Genomic DNA, 15,380 nt, shown 5'->3' with positions numbered 1-15,380 from the left:
GCGCCCCGTGGGGTACCGCATAATAATATTCTATACTCTTTATTGGACTTGCTTTAATTGAACGGTCTTCATATATTCCTTGAATTCCTCGGCGATTTCTTTGTACTTCGTATGGTGCAGGTAGTGGGAGCCTACCATTGGGATCAATTTACCCTGTGAAGACTGCTTCGCCTGCTCCTCATGCAACGGAATCCACTGCTTGTTGTGTTCGTTATTGGATTGCGCGAACAACAGCACCGGCAAATCCTGCGGGTAGGTCAGCTTTGAGCCGTTTTTGAAATTGGAACCAAGGTGGCTAAGCTCATTCATCAGCGTTGAATTACTGCCGTGCACGGCAGAGATGAATTTCATCTGTTCTTTGGTATGCTCATCATAGTCAAGCGATTTAAACGAATCTCCGCTGAGCTTCGTTAGCAGCCGCATCACACCTGAATCTTTAGCAAACTTCATCGCTCCGAGAGGCAATTTGACATCCATGCCAGGCTGGTTGGGAACACTACTGTCAATCCCTACAAAAGCTTCAACTTCATTCGGGTATGCATTCACATAAGACACGGCATAAAGTCCCGTGATGGAGTGGCCCATCAGGATGTAACGCTTCAGACCGAGTTGCTGCACCGCTTCATGAATTTCGCTGATGATATTCTCTGTCGTTCTTTCTTTGTCCGTTTCATCACTGAGACCGTAACCGAAAGGTTCAATTGCCACGACTTTGTAGGAAGGTGACAGTTCATCAATCAGCGGCTTAAAGTCCAGTACAGGCGACGGGGTCCCTTGCCCCGGCAGGAGAACGATAGTTTGCTCCCCGCTGCCTTGAATAGACACATTCATCTTTTTGCCCTCTACATTTACGTACTGCCCGTACGTTTCAATCTTCTTCTTATCTCTTCCGTTACTGATTACATTGACAACATACGTGATGCCTATGAGCAATACCAGTGCTGCGACAATGCCCCCGAGTATTTTCAACCATAAGTACCGCTTCTTGCGGCCCTTAGTCTCAGTGTTATTCTTTCCGGCCATCTCTGCCATGTCCATCTTCTCCTGTCTATGTCTCTGTTGATCCACCTTAGCGGTATATGTAGAGTCTACTTGAGCAAGATGTCCTCAACATGACGGCATTATGAACGGAGTATGAACACGGCTTCGTTGATTCAATCCATCCCGGTAATTGACCAGTTATGATCGACCTCCGGTACGATCGTCTGGCGCTCCCGGATGTAATGAACCAGCAACTCGCGGACGCTGCAGTCCGACTCCCAGTGCTTGACAGCGCTGACTAGTCCCGAAGCCTTCAACAGGCTGCTATAGCGGTAATTGTTGACGGCAAGCTGTAGCTCGTCCGTATCGGCAAGCGGTCTGTCCCGGTAGGCCAGATGGATGATCCGCTGGCCTACCGGCTGCGAGATGTCGATCTGATAATTAATCCCGGCGAACATATCGTATAGGTAGCTCGGCACCTCAGGATCGGCAGTAATATTCGTGTCCCCAGGTTGCCACTGCCGGAAATGGGCTGCCGAAGCTTCCATATAAGCTTTCAGCTCCTTGCCGGTGACGGTAACGACATACAGCACATTGTCAAAAGGGTAAATGCGGTAGACGTCTGCATACGTCAGCGGTCCCTGCTTCAGGTCTGCGTTGTCGTTGAACAGGCTTGTAGCGGCAACATCCGCTCCGCTGGCCTCCAGCATAGCGCGCTGGATCAAGGTAATGACCGCCGTATCCTGCACTCGTCCTGCCGGAAGGCCGGCAGTCTCTTCGGGCTGGAAATCGGCGGCTGCATAGCCCAAAATGCCGCCCTCCCCTTCTATGGAAGAGCCACCACCGCCATCGGCGATGAACCGGAGGGTCTCTTCATGCGCCCCGGCAACCATACTGCGCAGTTCCGGGTCCGGCTCCCAGCCGCTCATATCTACCACCGTGACCTCCCGGCTAACGACCTTGGGCTGTCCGCCATCAACCTCAACCGTCAGGTCGAAGCGTACCACTTCCCGCCCCCGTTCCCGGGGCCCTCCAATGACGGTATTTCCTATACACTGGTTCACGGTAATATGCATATGGCCGACCAGCAGCACATCTGCTTCAGGAACAAGCTCCGCAATCCGTCCGGCGGCATCCGAGCCGCCCTCTTCATCGAATTCTGCGACCATACCCGCATGGGCGCTGATCACAATCAGGTCCGCCTTCCCTTCCGCACGGAGAGAAGCCGCTATCGCCTGCGCGGTCTCGGCCATATGACCGAATCTTAGGCCCTCAACCTTGCCTCCGTCCCAGCGCGGAACGTTGGGGTTCGTCAGACCGATAACCGCAATCCTGATGCCGTGCTGTTCTAAGATCACATATGGGTCTGCAAAGGGTCTGCCTTCCGTGTCCCAGACATTGGCAGCAAGCACCGGGAAGCTCAGCTCCTGCCGGATTCGCTCTATCAGGCCAAGGCCGAAGTTAAATTCATGGTTGCCCAGGGTCAGCGCAGCATAGCCCATGGCATTAAGTGCTGACGCAACCGGATGCCTGTCCTCCGGCCGCTTATTGTAGACATCGTCAGTCAGCATATTTCCCTGGAAGACGTCACCGTTATCGATCAGCAGAATCTCCGTTCCGCTCTCTCTAAGTTCGCGGACATAAGCGGCTACTCTGGCGAGTCCGTCATTTACGGTATCGAGTCCGTCTTCATAACGGTAGCCCCACAGATTGCCGTGAACATCCGAGGTAGCGATAATCACAATCTTGCGCAGGTTACGGCTTGCTGCCGGTTCCATCATCTCATTCACCCTTCTTCGTCTCTTATTTCAGAATTGCGCCTGCGGTGAAGCTCTTCTCCATCTGGTCGCTGAACAGCACATAAGCAAGCAGAATCGGCAGCGTAGAGATTACCATTGCTGCGGCCAGCGGTCCCCAGCTAATGCTGTACTGGCCGCTGAAGTTCATCAGCCCGAGCGGCAGCGTCCGCAGCGATTCCTTCTGGATGAAGGTTGCCGCCATCAGCAGCTCATTCCACACGGCGAGGAACACGAAGATGGCAACCGAGGCCAGCGGCGGCTTCAGCAGCGGCAGCACGACCTTGAAGAAGGACTTCACTACCCCGCAGCCGTCAATGAACGCTGCCTCCTCCAGCTCCTTCGGCATGCTCCGCAGGAATGCTGACAGCATATAGACGCCAATCGGCAGATTTACAGCAATGTAAGGCAGGATAATCGACAGCCGGGAGCTGAGAAGGCCGAGATTCTTCAGGATCATGAACAGCGGAATCAGCGTAGCATGAATCGGCACCATGACCCCCATGAGCAGAATGAACAGAATGAGTCCGTTATATTTGAATCTCATCCGTGTCAGCGCGTAAGCCATCATCGAAGCGAACAGCAGCACGCACAAGAGGGTAATCAGCGTAACTGACACACTGTTGAAGAAGTATTGATTCACCTTGGCGCTTACCCAGGCCTCTGAGAAATTGCTAAACCGCCATTCTGTGGGGAGCGCCCAGACCACTCCGCCGATAATCTCCGAATTATCCTTAAACGCACTTACCACAAGCCAGTATAGCGGGAACAACTGGAGGACGGCAATGAGGATCATCAACAGATAGATGCCTGTATTTTTCGTAGTCTTCAGCATGTCCGGTCCTCCTTAATATTCAATTTTTTCACGGGTCAGCACTTTATTGAGCACCCAGGCGATGATCAGACACTCCAGCACCATGAACACGGCAAGCGCACTGCCGTAACCGAAGTTCTGCTTCAGGAACGCTTCCTGGAACATTTTCAGGGCAATCATTGTTGTAGAATGCAGCGGTCCGCCGTTAGTCATCACATACACACTTTCAAAGGTCTTGAGCGCGTAAATGACGTTCAGCACGACACAGATCCGCAGCACATCAGACAATAACGGAAGCGTGATATAACGGACTGCCTTCCAGCCGACAGCGCCGTCCAGCTTCGCGGCCTCATAGTACTGCTCTGAGATACCCTGGATACCGGCGAACAGGATCAGCATATTATAGCCTACATAATGCCAGGTTGTTACGATCAGGACTGATAAGAGAGCTGTCTTGGTATCTCCAAGCCAGGCCTGCGCCCAGCTGCCGAGGTGAGCAGCTTCCAGCAGTGTGTTCAGCATCCCGATGTTCGGATCGTAGATTTTGACCCACAGCAGACTGACCATCGTCGTTGACATGACCACCGGGAAAAAGTAAATATTGCGGAACCATTTGCGTCCCTTCATTTTGCGGGAGACCAGCAGGGCCAGGCCGAACGAGAGCGGAAGCTGGACGAACACGCCTGTCAGCAGGAAGGCCACACTGTTCCATACCGCCTTCCAGAAGCTTTTATCCGCGGTGAACATCTTGGTGTAATTGTCCAGGCCCACGAAGGCCATAGGGTTAATCCCGTCCCACTCCTGGAAGCTGTAATACGCCGTCATGAGGATCGGCACGAAATAGAAGACCAGAAATACGGTTAAGCCGGGCACTAGAAACAAAGCGATTAATTTCTTATCCGAGAGCGCTCTTTCCATCACTATCCACCTATCAGAGTGCAGAAAAGCGATGCGGTCCAAGAGACTGCATCGCCTTTCCCCTATTATATTTGTAAAGCGTGTCTTACTCTGCCGAACGAAGCAATGTTTCCAGCTGGGCCGTGTATTCCTCAGGCGTCAGATTGCCGCCATAGAGCTGCTGCGTCATATCACGGTATTCCTGACCTGTATCTGCCGACAGCAGGCCGAACCACATCGCCTGGGTTTTAGCTGTTTTGCTGATATCAGAAGCATAAGCGGAGAGCTGCTCATTCTGCGACTCCGACTTCACTTCGCTTGATGCATAGCCCGGCAGGCCTTTGCGTACGAACTCATCATTGAGCTTAAGGGACAGCTTGATGGCGAATTCCTTGGCTTTGTCAAGGTGCTTGGAACTGTTGTTCACGAACAAGGAGTAAGGCGCCGCCGAGTTCTGGAAGCCGATCGTCGCACTGTAGACATCTTCTGCACCAGTCTTCGGGAATGCGATATATCCGAGATTATCGCCCATGGCCTTCGACAGCGCGCCGAAGTTGAAGCTGCCATCAATCCAGATCAGAGCCTTATCGTTCTTGAACAGCTCCTGGGCATCCAGGTAAGCCGAGCCGAGGAAGCCCTTCTGGAAGGCATTACTGCTAACCAGAGTGGCTATCTGCTTCGCTGCATCTACAAATGGAGCATCCGTAAACTTCGCTTCGCCTTTAATCGCATTATCGAAGGCGTTAACGTCCTGACGCGCTACGAGCAGATTGTACAGCAGATCGCCCTGCCATCTTTCTTTGCCGCCGAGGGCGATAGGGATGATCCCTTTATCATCGGCCTTGGTTACAAGCGCCTGAAGATCGTCCCAGGTTGCCGGAGGCGTAGCGCCCAGATCGCTCATCAGCTTTTTGTTATAGTAGAAGACCAAGGTTGTACTGATGTTGGAAGGAACGGAATAGATATTGCCGTCTTCCTCCTTCACCAGCTGGTTGTCCAGAAATTTCGCGCCAAGTCCCGTGGAATCCAGGGTGTCGTTCAGTGGGGCTACCGTTTTCGATTGCAGCACTGGTGTCCGGTAGGACTTCCCGGCATGCTGCTGGAAGACATCCGGAAGCTCATTGGCAGCCAGCGCAACACTGATTTTGGTCTTGTAGGTCTCATCCTGTATGTACTCATAATTCAAATCCACGCCGACTTCCGCTGCGGTAGCCTCGGCAGCAGCCTGATACATCGGATCTGCATCGAACATCCATAAGGAGACAGATTCCTTGCCTTCCGCCGCTTTTGCATCCTGTTTCTGAGTTGCCCCTTCGTTACCATTGGCTCCTCCGCAAGCACTAAGCACTATACTGCTAAGTGCGATGGATGCTGCAACTACCCCAAGCTTTTTTCCGAACATTTGTGTTGGACCACCTTTCAATATTTCGGGATTTGACTTACAGGTATCATCTTAACAAGTGAACCGCCGTGTACGAATGGAGATATATTGGTTCTAACAGTAAAATTTTTAGGTATGTCAGATTACTTTACACTCAATTTACGGGGCGTTCCCATGTTTACGGCAGCTTTACACAGGGTTAACTTTAACCGACAGAAAAGCAATCAGGAACAAAATTACCCAGCGGGTGAAGGATGCGGGTGCCTTCTCTGACCAGCCGCTTGTAAGGAGCAGTATTGTTGCACTTCTTGCAGGATTTCTCTATAAATGTTACGGGGTTGAAGTACAATGTTGCATTTTTTGCACAAATTTCGGTGGTTAGAGCGACTTAACGTTGGATTTGTTGCATTTCATGCAGGATTTCGGTATACGTCGCTTCTATTGAGCAGTATTGTTGCACTTCTTGCAGCATTCCTCTATAAATGTTACTGGCTGTGAAGAATGAGGACCACCTCCCGGCGTAGCAGCACCCCTTGTGTTCGGTTTTTTGATTACATTCGCGTACAAACCTATTCGCAGACGGGTAAATCATAATTTCTTAACATAGAAAAGCCCGGCTGCAAAACACCGGGCCCTGCCTACAGTTGCTCTTTATGTATCTAAATAGGAGCCGTTGTATACGGTATTAGGGGTCATTCCGTAACGTTTTTTGAAGCATTTGCTGAAATAGAACGGGTCCTTATAGCCCACCTGCCGGGCTATCGTCGCAATCTTGGGTGCCGGGGCTTCCTCCTCGGAGGTCCCCTGGCTAAGCAGCTTCATGGCTTCGCCAAGACGGACGTTCGTCACATATTCCACAAACGACTCGCCGGTCTCCTTCTTGAACGCATGGCTTAAATAGCTAGGGTTCACAAACAGGGCGCTGGCCGTACTCTGGAGTGACAACGTATCCTCGGCATAATGTGCCGTCACATAGGCGATGGTCTTGCCGATTAAGGCGGTGCTGCTGCTCTGCCGCTTCTGCGCACGGGTATCGCCTGCCTGCGGCGCCTGCACATCCCCGGCTTTGATTCTGAGCCGGTTGATATAGCGCTCTGCCTCCCACTTCTCTGTCAGCTGCGTCCGGATCGTGCGGAGAGCTTGTTCGACAGCATCCTCATCGACGGGCTTCAGCAGATAATGGTCCGCTCCAAGCGAGATGGCCTGCTGTGCATAAGAGAAATTATCGTAGCTGGTGATGAAAATCAGCTTAGCCGCCGAATTCAGCTTACGGACTTCCCCGATGAATTCAAGCCCGTTCATATTTGGCATCTCAATATCCGTAATGATGAGATCGATATGCTGCTCCCCGATGATCTGCAAGGCGGCCGAGCCGTCATCGGCTTCTGCGGCCACCTCGAACCCGGCGGCTTCCCAATCCACCAGACGGATCAGCAGCTGCCTGAAATAATACTCGTCATCCACAATCAGGACGCGGGCTACCGGTGCTGTGTTCATAGTCTGAGCGTCCCCTCTTCCTGTTCGTTCGTCTGCTTAAGCAGCGGCAAGCGCAGCTTCACTTCTACGCCCCGGCCCGGCTCAGAGGTTAGCAGGATTCCATAAGCCGCTCCGAACCGCAGGCGGATACGGTCCTGAATATTCCGGAGTCCGAAGCTGTATCTCTCCGCGCTGTCATGCTCCGACCAGATCAGCCGCTGCTGCTCTTCGCTCATGCCTTTGCCGTTGTCACGGACGGTGAAGCACAGCAGATTCTGTCCGTCCGTGCTTTCCGCTGCGCAGGTAATTTCACACCAGCCGCCGTCCGCCATTCCTCTAATGCCATGGTGTATCGCATTCTCAACCAGCGGCTGAAGCAGCATGGTCGGCACCAGGCAGGCTTCCAGTCCCGGCCCGAACGATATCCGGTAGTTCAGCTTAGGGAATCGGATCTGCTGAATATAGAGGTAGCTCTCCAGATGCTTCTGCTCCTGGGCCACCGTTATCAGCTCCTGTCCGTTGCTAAGCGATATCCGGTAGAACTCACCCAGCACCTTCAGCATCTTACTGATGTCCTTCGCCCCCGACATCACAGCCATCGCACGGATCGTGTCCAGTGTATTGTACAGGAAATGAGGCTTGATCTGCGAATAGAGCAGCCGCAGCTCCAGCATCCTTTTGGTCTGCTCTTCCGTCTCCACCTGGACCATCAGGCGCTGGATGCGCTCCACCATTTCATTGAAGGTAGCTCCCAGCCGACCGACCTCGTCCTCGGAATCGGCGGCCGCGCGCCGCTCCAGATTCCCGCTGCCCACCTCGACTATCACCTCGCTAAGCTGGCTGAGCGGCCGGGTCAGCCGGCGGGCGAACAGAATAGACAGAAGCACTGCTGACAGGATGCTGATCAGGCCGAACCCGGCCAGCAGCAGGGCTATTTTCCAGTACCCGTAGGTTAGCTCTGATATCGTCACCAGCTGGACGATCTTCCAGTCATAGGGAGCGAGACTCTGCATGGATACTAAATAACGGTCTCCGGCGACCTCCTGGGTCCGGGTCCCTTGTGAGACTGACTTGACCCAATCCGTAAGGGATGCCTCCGCGACCGGCTGGTTCACCCTTGAGGCTTCATTCGCAGAGATGATTCTTCCGTTCCGGTTAATGACCAGCGTAGCGCTCTCCGGGTTCTGTTCATTATGATAGAGGCGGGCAAGTGTCCGCTCGTCAATGTTGACATAGATATAGCCCAGCGGGGTACCCTTCTCCATGCTCTTAATGACCCTGCCCACACTGATCATATTCTTGTGCTTCATCCCGGACAGAAAGGCAGGCGTAAGCGAATCCGCCCAGACCGCCCCGCCTCTGGCTGCATCAATCTCCGCCCGGGGATAGATTCCAAGACTCTCCCGGGTCACTCCGGTCAGATTGGAGGTGTAATAAAGGTTGCCGTTCAAGGATTCAATAATAACAGAATCAATATTCGGTTCGGTCACCAGCATCGCAGCCAGTGTATTGTAGATCGACTTCAGTGCAGCCACATCATTGCCGTCACCGGTATCTCTGCTGAGCAGCTTCTGGGTGTCCTGATTGATCAGCACGAACTTCGTGAAATTCTGGACCGACTGGAACACCGTCTCCATCGACTGTTTGACCAGCCTCACTTCCTGCTGTGAGCTTGCCGTGGTTCTCTCCAGGGTCTGATTGAAGACAATCCGCTGAATGCTGACCATGAAGATCACCAGTGCCAGCAGGACAATCAGGAGGTTGCTTAGCAGAATCTTCCGCCGCAGCGGCATACTGCCGCTGAACAGAAAGGGCAGATCCGCCCTTAGCCTCTTCAAGAGGGATGGATATGGCATGAACCGCTTCATCGTTCCCTCCGTTACATGTATGGTTGTACATGTATTATACACAAATTACAACAACAGAAAAGCAGCAGCTCTCCATAACTTAGAGAAACCGCTGCTTGCGGGGAGTTGCGGGTAATCAGATAGATAATCGAATAGCTCAGGGTGTTTCCGGGCAGCACAATTCACTCATCCCTCCGCAGCCAGTGTTGATTCAGCGGGGTGTTCAGGCAACAGCCCCTGCAAAGCTTGCAGCAGCCGGGATTCCGTAGCATCGGTCATGGCTTTGGCCGGAAGCACAAGGGTATATACATATTCATTGCGGAGGACAGATACCGCCTTGAATTGCGGGAAATTCTTGAACTGGCTAATGATCCCCTGCCCGCTCCGGCTGCACTGTTTGATTTCGAACAGCTCGGTAGGAACGGTGAACCCGGTCTGAATCACCTTGGACATCGCTTCCTTAGCTGTCCAGAGTAAGGTCAGAAAGAGCGGCGTTGCAAGCAGGGTACCCGGCTCGTTGTTCAGTTCTTCCTCCTGACTGCTGGTGATTCTTCTGATGGCCTCCACGGCCTTCTCGTCCACAAGCTCCATATCAACGCCTGCCAGTAGACGCGGATCATAATCCACCGCTGCTCCCAGCGTATCGCAATGGGTAATGCTCACCCGGCGGGTGCTTCCCGCTACAAGCGGTTGGCACAGAATGCCGTGTTCGATCTGAATCCCGGCCAGATCCTCCTGCTCACCAGCCACAGCCATTTTGGCTGCCAGCTTACCCAGCAAATAGCTATTGCGTCTTCTGGGATAATGGAAGCCGTAATACTTCTTCTTCTCCTCCGCGCTGAGATAATCGAGTGCCCCCCCCTCCGGCGGCAACGAAACCAGACTCAGCTTCAGCGGGTAACATCCCTCCTCTCCTTCCAGCTCCAGTTGAATTCGTCTCACGGTCTCGGAGAGGAACACATGGTATGACTTTGGCAAGCTAGTAAATTGCATCTTTAGTCCCCCTTAAGGTATCATTCACAATCTCATTCAGCTTCTTCAGCTCGCTGGCCATCGGCGTAATCACTGAGCGGACCTTATGGGCCAGCGGCTTGCCGAGAATATACTTGCTGAAGTTCTCCAGTGTACCCGACGGGCTCAGATCGAGCAGCAGCCGCGGCCCGCCGGCAGTCAGACCTTCCAGTGCCGTGCGGAAATTCATTGGCTTCCTCACCACATCCCACAGGAAGGATTCATCCACCGTATGCACCTTCCCCCCGGTCATGGCCGATACCAGTGTCACTCCCCGAGCAGGCTTCTTGTAATCGAACTTTTGCATATATGTACGGTAAGGCTTTTCCAGTTCATCGATGAATGCGGAATGAAAGGCGTAGTTCACAGGCAGCTTCAGGCTGGCTACGCCCTGTTCTCTGAGGAACTGCTGGATTTCGGCGGTATGCCCGCTTCTGCAAGCGATGGTGAAGTGACTGTCGAAGTTAACTGCGATCAGCTCGGAGCGGGTGTGAAGCTTCGCGTTCCAGTGATAGAGCTGCACATGATCTAGAACAGCAATCATCGCGCCGTTGTCGCAGGTATCCTCGAGTAGCCGTACTTGCGTAACAATCAGCTCCAGCACCTGTTCAGGCGTCAGTACCTTGGCCACCGCCAATGCCACATACTCCCCGAGACTGACTCCCAGCGTGCAGCGCGGGGTTATTCCCTCAGCTTCCAGAGTCTCCGCCAATGCGTATTGCACCATGAAGATTGCAGGGTGGGAATAGACAATATTTTCGAAGCTGGCGCCCTTACCTCGTGAGTTCTGATACAGTTCTTCGATCACGCTCTTGCCGGTCAGCTGATGAACAATCCGGTCCAGGCGTTCCATCGATTGCCGGAATACCGGCTGCTTCCCGAACAATTCAAGCCCCATCTTATTATATTGCGAGCCTTGCCCCGAGAACATAAACACGATTTCGCTGTGCATTTCCGTACCCCCTGATTGTAGAGCGGCTTATTTGAAATCAAGCAGTCTGGCATTATTCTTACGGTTCCTGAATTTCACAAAATGATTGATATCATCAATCTGGAAATACAGATTATTTTTGTAGAGATAGCTCATCTCTTTGCCTGGCGGATCGCCGAAGGAATGTCCCGGGTATACCCGGGTGCTGGGAGGAATCAGCCGGATGAGCCGGTGGATGCTGTTGAACATATCCTCTGCCGAGCCTCCGCTACTGTCACATAAGCCGCAGCCTTCAATAAATACCGTATCCCCGGAGAACAGATGGTCCTGCCCCCAGTAACAGACACTTCCCTGCGTATGTCCGGGCGTCACAAGACAGGTGATTCGTGAATCACCGATACGAATGAGGTCCATATCCTCGACGGTGCGGAGCCTGTTGCAGCGGTATTTATAGTAATCGGCCTCGGTTTTGGAGATGTAGACAGTAGGACGATAGAGCAGTTCAAGCTTCTTCACCATATTGGTATGATCAAAATGAGAGTGGGTCAGCAGAACAGCCGTGACTGTGGCCTCATGCGAATCCAGAATACGGATCATCTGTGATACATCCCAAGACGGATCAACCACAAAAGCTTTGCGGGAGGTCTTGTCAATACCGAGATAAGTGTAGTTCAGGAAATTCATACATTGTGTTTTGATCGTAAACAGATCATAGGTTGCTTCCATGCCTGCCTCCTTGAAGATTTGATAGATCTAATTTCCATAATTTACAGGATGGATCTATTAAATTATCATCTACTTTTTCACGAACTGTCAATGAATGTTATTGCTTCCATAACAAAAAGCCTGCAATCTAACATTGCAGACTTTTTGCTATGGAAGCATATAATTTATTTTATAGCAATTCATGTTTTTTATTGTTATCTACAGATTCTCACCTTGACTGGCGATACAGTCCTTATACCAGTAGAACGAATCTTTTCTGACCCTTCTTAAGGTGCCTTTGCCATCATTGTCTTTATCAACGTAGATCAAGCCGTATCTCTTCTTCATTTCACCTGTTCCGGCACTGACCAGATCAATGCATCCCCATGGAGTGTAGCCAATCACTTCTACTCCATCTTCCAGAATGGCTTTTTTCATCTCATCCACATGACGCCTGAGATAGTCAATCCGGTATGGATCATGCACTGAGCCATCCTGTTCAAGTGTGTCAACGGCCCCGAGCCCATTTTCTACTATAAAAAGTGGTATTTGGTACTTGTCATACAGCAAGTTCAGCGTAATTCTTAGGCCGACCGGATCAATCTGCCAACCCCAATCACTGGCCGGCAGCAGCGGATTCTTGTACCCGCTGATCTCATTTCCCTCGCTCTTGTCCTGGTATGTGGGATTAGCCATCACAACGGAGCTGGAATAATAGCTGAAGCCGATATAGTCTACAGTTCCTTCAGTTAGAATCCTTGCATCCTCCGGCTCTGTCTGGATTTCCAGATGATGCTGCTTCAGGAAGGCATAGTACGCCGGCGGGTACTTCCCTCTGACATGAACATCAAGCAGAAAGTAGGCTTGTTGAAGCTTTTTGACATGAGCCAACACATCATCAGGATCACAGGTCGCAGCGTAAGACGTTGGATGAAGGAACATGCCGCCTATTACGAACCCGGGATTGATTTCTTTTCCCAGCTTGACAGCCCTTGCACTGGCTACCAGCATATAATATGCTGCCTGGTACATTGTCTGCAGCTTATTCTCCCCTTCAGCCCATTTGATACCACCTGGCTTCCAGGGCTTCCGCACAATCATGTTGATTTCATTGAAAGTCATCCAATACTTGACCTTGGTGCAGTATCTGGTATAGATGGCTTGGCAGTAACTCAAGTAGAAATCAATCAATTTGCGATTGCGCCATCCTCCGTATTCCGTCACCAGATGATATGGCATCTCGAAGTGCGAGATAGTGACTACCGGCTGAATTCCGTAGGCTAGGCAAGTATCGAACAGGTCATCATAGAACTGCAGCCCTTCCTCATTCGGCTCTGCTTCATCCCCGTTCGGGAAGATCCGGGTCCAGGCGATACTGGTTCTGAAGCATTTGAACCCCATCTCATGGAACAGCTTGATATCTTCCTTATAGCGGGAATATAAATCACTTGCCTCATGGCTGGGGTAGTGCACATTCTCTTCAATTCCATCGGTAATTCTCCGCTCCACACCATGGGCAGCTGCTGTCATTACATCTGCAACACTGACACCCTTGCCGCGCCGGTTCCAGCCCCCTTCAACCTGATTGGCTGCTACAGCGCCTCCCCACAGGAAGTCTTCTGCTAACTTGCTCATGACGTCCCCTCCTTCAGACTTGAATGCGCAGCAGGTGCTGAGTCGGGGCAACATGACCGGCAGCAACCTGTTCTACACCTTGATAATCAAATGTATTAGAGATAATAATGGGAACGACGGTATCATATCCGGCTGCCCGGATCGCTTCCTCATCATATTCCAGCAGCACATCACCTTGCCGGATAATCTGATCCTGCTGCACATGTGCAGTAAAGTGCTTGCCTTTCAGTTTGACCGTATTGATTCCGACATGTACCAGCATCTCAACACCTTCATCGGACATTAGACCGATCGCATGACGGGTTGGAAATAAGGATACAACCTTTCCGTTAAACGGGGCATATACCTTTCCATCCACGGATTCAACGGCCGCTCCGCTGCCCAGAGCAAAGATCGGATCGTCAATTGCTGAGATATCTTTGATTGTTCCATTAATAGGGGAGCAGATCATAAGGGGGCCTGCCGGACGGGCAGTTCCGCTGGTCACAGGACTAACCGGTGTGGCAGGAGTCCCGGAAGCTGCATTAGCGGTTGCCGGTATATCCTCTTCTATGCCCCAGATCAGCACAGCACCCATAGCAAGAGTAATACTGATTGAAATACCAATTATGATGTGAATGTAGCTGTCCGCAATATACGTTGGCAATGCCAGGATGCCCGGCAAGATTAAGGCGGTAGCACCGCCGCCCCAGAAGTTGATATAAGCGGCTCCAATACCACCGGCTAACATCGCACAGATAAAGGGTCTTTTGTACTTCAGATTGAATCCGAAGATCGCCGGCTCCGTGATTCCAAACAATGCGGTTACACCGCTGGATAATGCACTTGACTTGCTGGCTTTATGTTTCAATAAAAGGAATACCCCAAGACAAGCCCCGGCTTGAGCCAGATTCCCTGTCAGATTCGCCGGAGAAATTACGGAATAGCCGTACTCCGCAATTAGCTGGCTGTTGATAGGTGTAATCGCATAGTGCATGCCGAAGATAATCAGAATCGGTCTGAAGGTTCCGAACAAGAAGGAGCCTATGACACCATTCACGGTATACAAATAGGTAACAACTTCGGCTACACCCTTGCCGATGTAGGTTCCAAGCGGCCCGATGGCAATCAGTCCCAGGGGAACCATAATGAATAGTACAAGCATGGGTACGAATAGAATTTTGAACATATCCGGGATACGTTTATCTACGAATCGGTATACATAACTCATTACCCATACTGAGAGGATGACCGGAATAATGGTAGATTTATAATTCACCAGCAGCAATGGAAGCCCGAAAAAGCTCAAGCTGGTAATTCCTGTCTCCGCTGCTTTGGCCGCACCCTCCATAATAGTAGGGTACATATACGCTCCTGCGAGAGCAACCGCCAGATATTCGTTTGTTCTGAATTTCTTGGCTGCACTAACCGCAAGGAAGAAGGGGAAGAAGTAGAAGATCAGATCACTAATCAGGTTAAATGTTACATACGCGCCGCTTGTTGTCTCCAAGAGCTTCATGGTAGTCAGAATGGCCAGTACAGACTTAACCATCCCGCATCCGATCAATACTGGAATTACAGGCCCGAATATACCTGCAATCGTCTCTACAACCCGTGATATCACATTCTTTTTCTGCTTCACACTCTTGACTTCAATATCTAAATTCTCCAGATTGAGTCGTTCACTAACTGCATCGAATACGATTTTGACTTTGGCACCAATTATGATTTGCAGCTGTCCGCTGTTGAACTGGGCTCTGAGCACACCTTCCAATCGATCAAGCGCTTTCAAATTGACCTGAGATTCATCTTTCACATTGAATCTCAATCTTGTCGCACAATGGGTGGCATACGTAATATTATCCTGACCTATGTTGGCAATAATCTCTTTTGCCAAATCTTCTGTTGTCATAAATTCCCCCGCCTT

12 protein-coding genes are annotated in these 15,380 nt (G+C 51.4%); all 12 read right to left on the bottom strand.

Annotated elements, in window-relative coordinates; translation table 11 throughout:
- Positions 1-39 precede the first annotated feature (39 nt).
- The 12 genes from MKZ07_RS07055 to MKZ07_RS07000 all read right to left on the bottom strand — a co-directional run bounded on the left by MKZ07_RS07055 (position 40) and on the right by MKZ07_RS07000 (position 15,365).
- Positions 40-1,032 (bottom strand): alpha/beta fold hydrolase, encoded by a 993-nt coding sequence (locus tag MKZ07_RS07055; RefSeq protein ID WP_341025329.1) that lies wholly within the window; start codon positions 1,030-1,032, stop codon positions 40-42.
- Between the two features lie 122 nt (positions 1,033-1,154).
- On the bottom strand, positions 1,155-2,762 hold the full coding sequence (locus tag MKZ07_RS07050) for a bifunctional metallophosphatase/5'-nucleotidase (RefSeq protein WP_341027909.1): 1,608 nt from the start codon (positions 2,760-2,762) through the stop codon (positions 1,155-1,157).
- Positions 2,763-2,784: 22 nt separating this feature from the next.
- Positions 2,785-3,612: a carbohydrate ABC transporter permease gene (locus tag MKZ07_RS07045; RefSeq protein WP_036690803.1), complete on the bottom strand. Its 828-nt coding sequence runs from the start codon at positions 3,610-3,612 to the stop codon at positions 2,785-2,787.
- A gap of 12 nt (positions 3,613-3,624) precedes the next feature.
- The gene (locus MKZ07_RS07040) at positions 3,625-4,509 is read right to left on the bottom strand and encodes a carbohydrate ABC transporter permease (protein ID WP_036690801.1); all 885 of its coding nucleotides are present in this window, start codon (positions 4,507-4,509) and stop codon (positions 3,625-3,627) included.
- Between the two features lie 85 nt (positions 4,510-4,594).
- Positions 4,595-5,890 (bottom strand): ABC transporter substrate-binding protein, encoded by a 1,296-nt coding sequence (locus MKZ07_RS07035; protein ID WP_036690797.1) that lies wholly within the window; start codon positions 5,888-5,890, stop codon positions 4,595-4,597.
- A 630-nt stretch (positions 5,891-6,520) separates the two neighbouring features.
- A complete protein-coding gene (locus MKZ07_RS07030) occupies positions 6,521-7,366 on the bottom strand; it encodes a response regulator transcription factor (RefSeq protein ID WP_036690794.1) in 846 nt (281 codons plus the stop codon).
- Positions 7,363-9,213, bottom strand: a complete 1,851-nt coding sequence (locus MKZ07_RS07025) for a cache domain-containing sensor histidine kinase (protein ID WP_084648784.1) — start codon at positions 9,211-9,213, stop codon at positions 7,363-7,365. Before MKZ07_RS07025 ends, MKZ07_RS07030 begins: the two co-directional genes overlap by 4 nt.
- Before the next feature lie 165 nt (positions 9,214-9,378).
- Complete coding sequence (locus tag MKZ07_RS07020) at positions 9,379-10,185, bottom strand: 4'-phosphopantetheinyl transferase family protein (RefSeq protein ID WP_341025327.1); 807 nt, start codon at positions 10,183-10,185, stop codon at positions 9,379-9,381.
- A complete protein-coding gene (locus tag MKZ07_RS07015; RefSeq protein ID WP_341025325.1) occupies positions 10,172-11,155 on the bottom strand; it encodes an acyltransferase domain-containing protein in 984 nt (327 codons plus the stop codon). Before MKZ07_RS07015 ends, MKZ07_RS07020 begins: the two co-directional genes overlap by 14 nt.
- Before the next feature lie 27 nt (positions 11,156-11,182).
- Positions 11,183-11,860, bottom strand: coding sequence for an MBL fold metallo-hydrolase (locus MKZ07_RS07010; RefSeq protein WP_341025323.1), 678 nt, complete (start codon positions 11,858-11,860; stop codon positions 11,183-11,185).
- A 198-nt stretch (positions 11,861-12,058) separates the two neighbouring features.
- On the bottom strand, positions 12,059-13,474 hold the full coding sequence (locus tag MKZ07_RS07005) for a 6-phospho-beta-glucosidase (RefSeq protein WP_341025321.1): 1,416 nt from the start codon (positions 13,472-13,474) through the stop codon (positions 12,059-12,061).
- 13 nt (positions 13,475-13,487) lie between these two features.
- The gene (locus MKZ07_RS07000) at positions 13,488-15,365 is read right to left on the bottom strand and encodes a glucose PTS transporter subunit IIA (RefSeq protein ID WP_341025319.1); all 1,878 of its coding nucleotides are present in this window, start codon (positions 15,363-15,365) and stop codon (positions 13,488-13,490) included.
- Positions 15,366-15,380: the final 15 nt, after the last annotated feature.

Source organism: Paenibacillus sp. FSL P4-0338, assembly GCF_038002365.1.
Lineage (GTDB): Bacteria > Bacillota > Bacilli > Paenibacillales > Paenibacillaceae > Paenibacillus_AQ.
The sequence above is the reverse complement of the archived record's forward strand: the minus strand, read 5'-3'. Positions and strand labels throughout refer to the sequence as shown.

Coding starts and splice junctions, on each gene's coding strand:
- MKZ07_RS07040 (WP_036690801.1), bottom strand. CDS start 4,509: ATGGAAAGAGCGCTCTCGGATAAGAAATTAATCGCTTTGTTTCTAGTG.
- MKZ07_RS07010 (WP_341025323.1), bottom strand. CDS start 11,860: ATGGAAGCAACCTATGATCTGTTTACGATCAAAACACAATGTATGAAT.
- MKZ07_RS07020 (WP_341025327.1), bottom strand. CDS start 10,185: ATGCAATTTACTAGCTTGCCAAAGTCATACCATGTGTTCCTCTCCGAG.
- MKZ07_RS07055 (WP_341025329.1), bottom strand. CDS start 1,032: ATGGCAGAGATGGCCGGAAAGAATAACACTGAGACTAAGGGCCGCAAG.
- MKZ07_RS07050 (WP_341027909.1), bottom strand. CDS start 2,762: ATGATGGAACCGGCAGCAAGCCGTAACCTGCGCAAGATTGTGATTATC.
- MKZ07_RS07035 (WP_036690797.1), bottom strand. CDS start 5,890: ATGTTCGGAAAAAAGCTTGGGGTAGTTGCAGCATCCATCGCACTTAGC.
- MKZ07_RS07025 (WP_084648784.1), bottom strand. CDS start 9,213: ATGAAGCGGTTCATGCCATATCCATCCCTCTTGAAGAGGCTAAGGGCG.
- MKZ07_RS07000 (WP_341025319.1), bottom strand. CDS start 15,365: ATGACAACAGAAGATTTGGCAAAAGAGATTATTGCCAACATAGGTCAG.
- MKZ07_RS07005 (WP_341025321.1), bottom strand. CDS start 13,474: ATGAGCAAGTTAGCAGAAGACTTCCTGTGGGGAGGCGCTGTAGCAGCC.
- MKZ07_RS07030 (WP_036690794.1), bottom strand. CDS start 7,366: ATGAACACAGCACCGGTAGCCCGCGTCCTGATTGTGGATGACGAGTAT.
- MKZ07_RS07045 (WP_036690803.1), bottom strand. CDS start 3,612: ATGCTGAAGACTACGAAAAATACAGGCATCTATCTGTTGATGATCCTC.
- MKZ07_RS07015 (WP_341025325.1), bottom strand. CDS start 11,155: ATGCACAGCGAAATCGTGTTTATGTTCTCGGGGCAAGGCTCGCAATAT.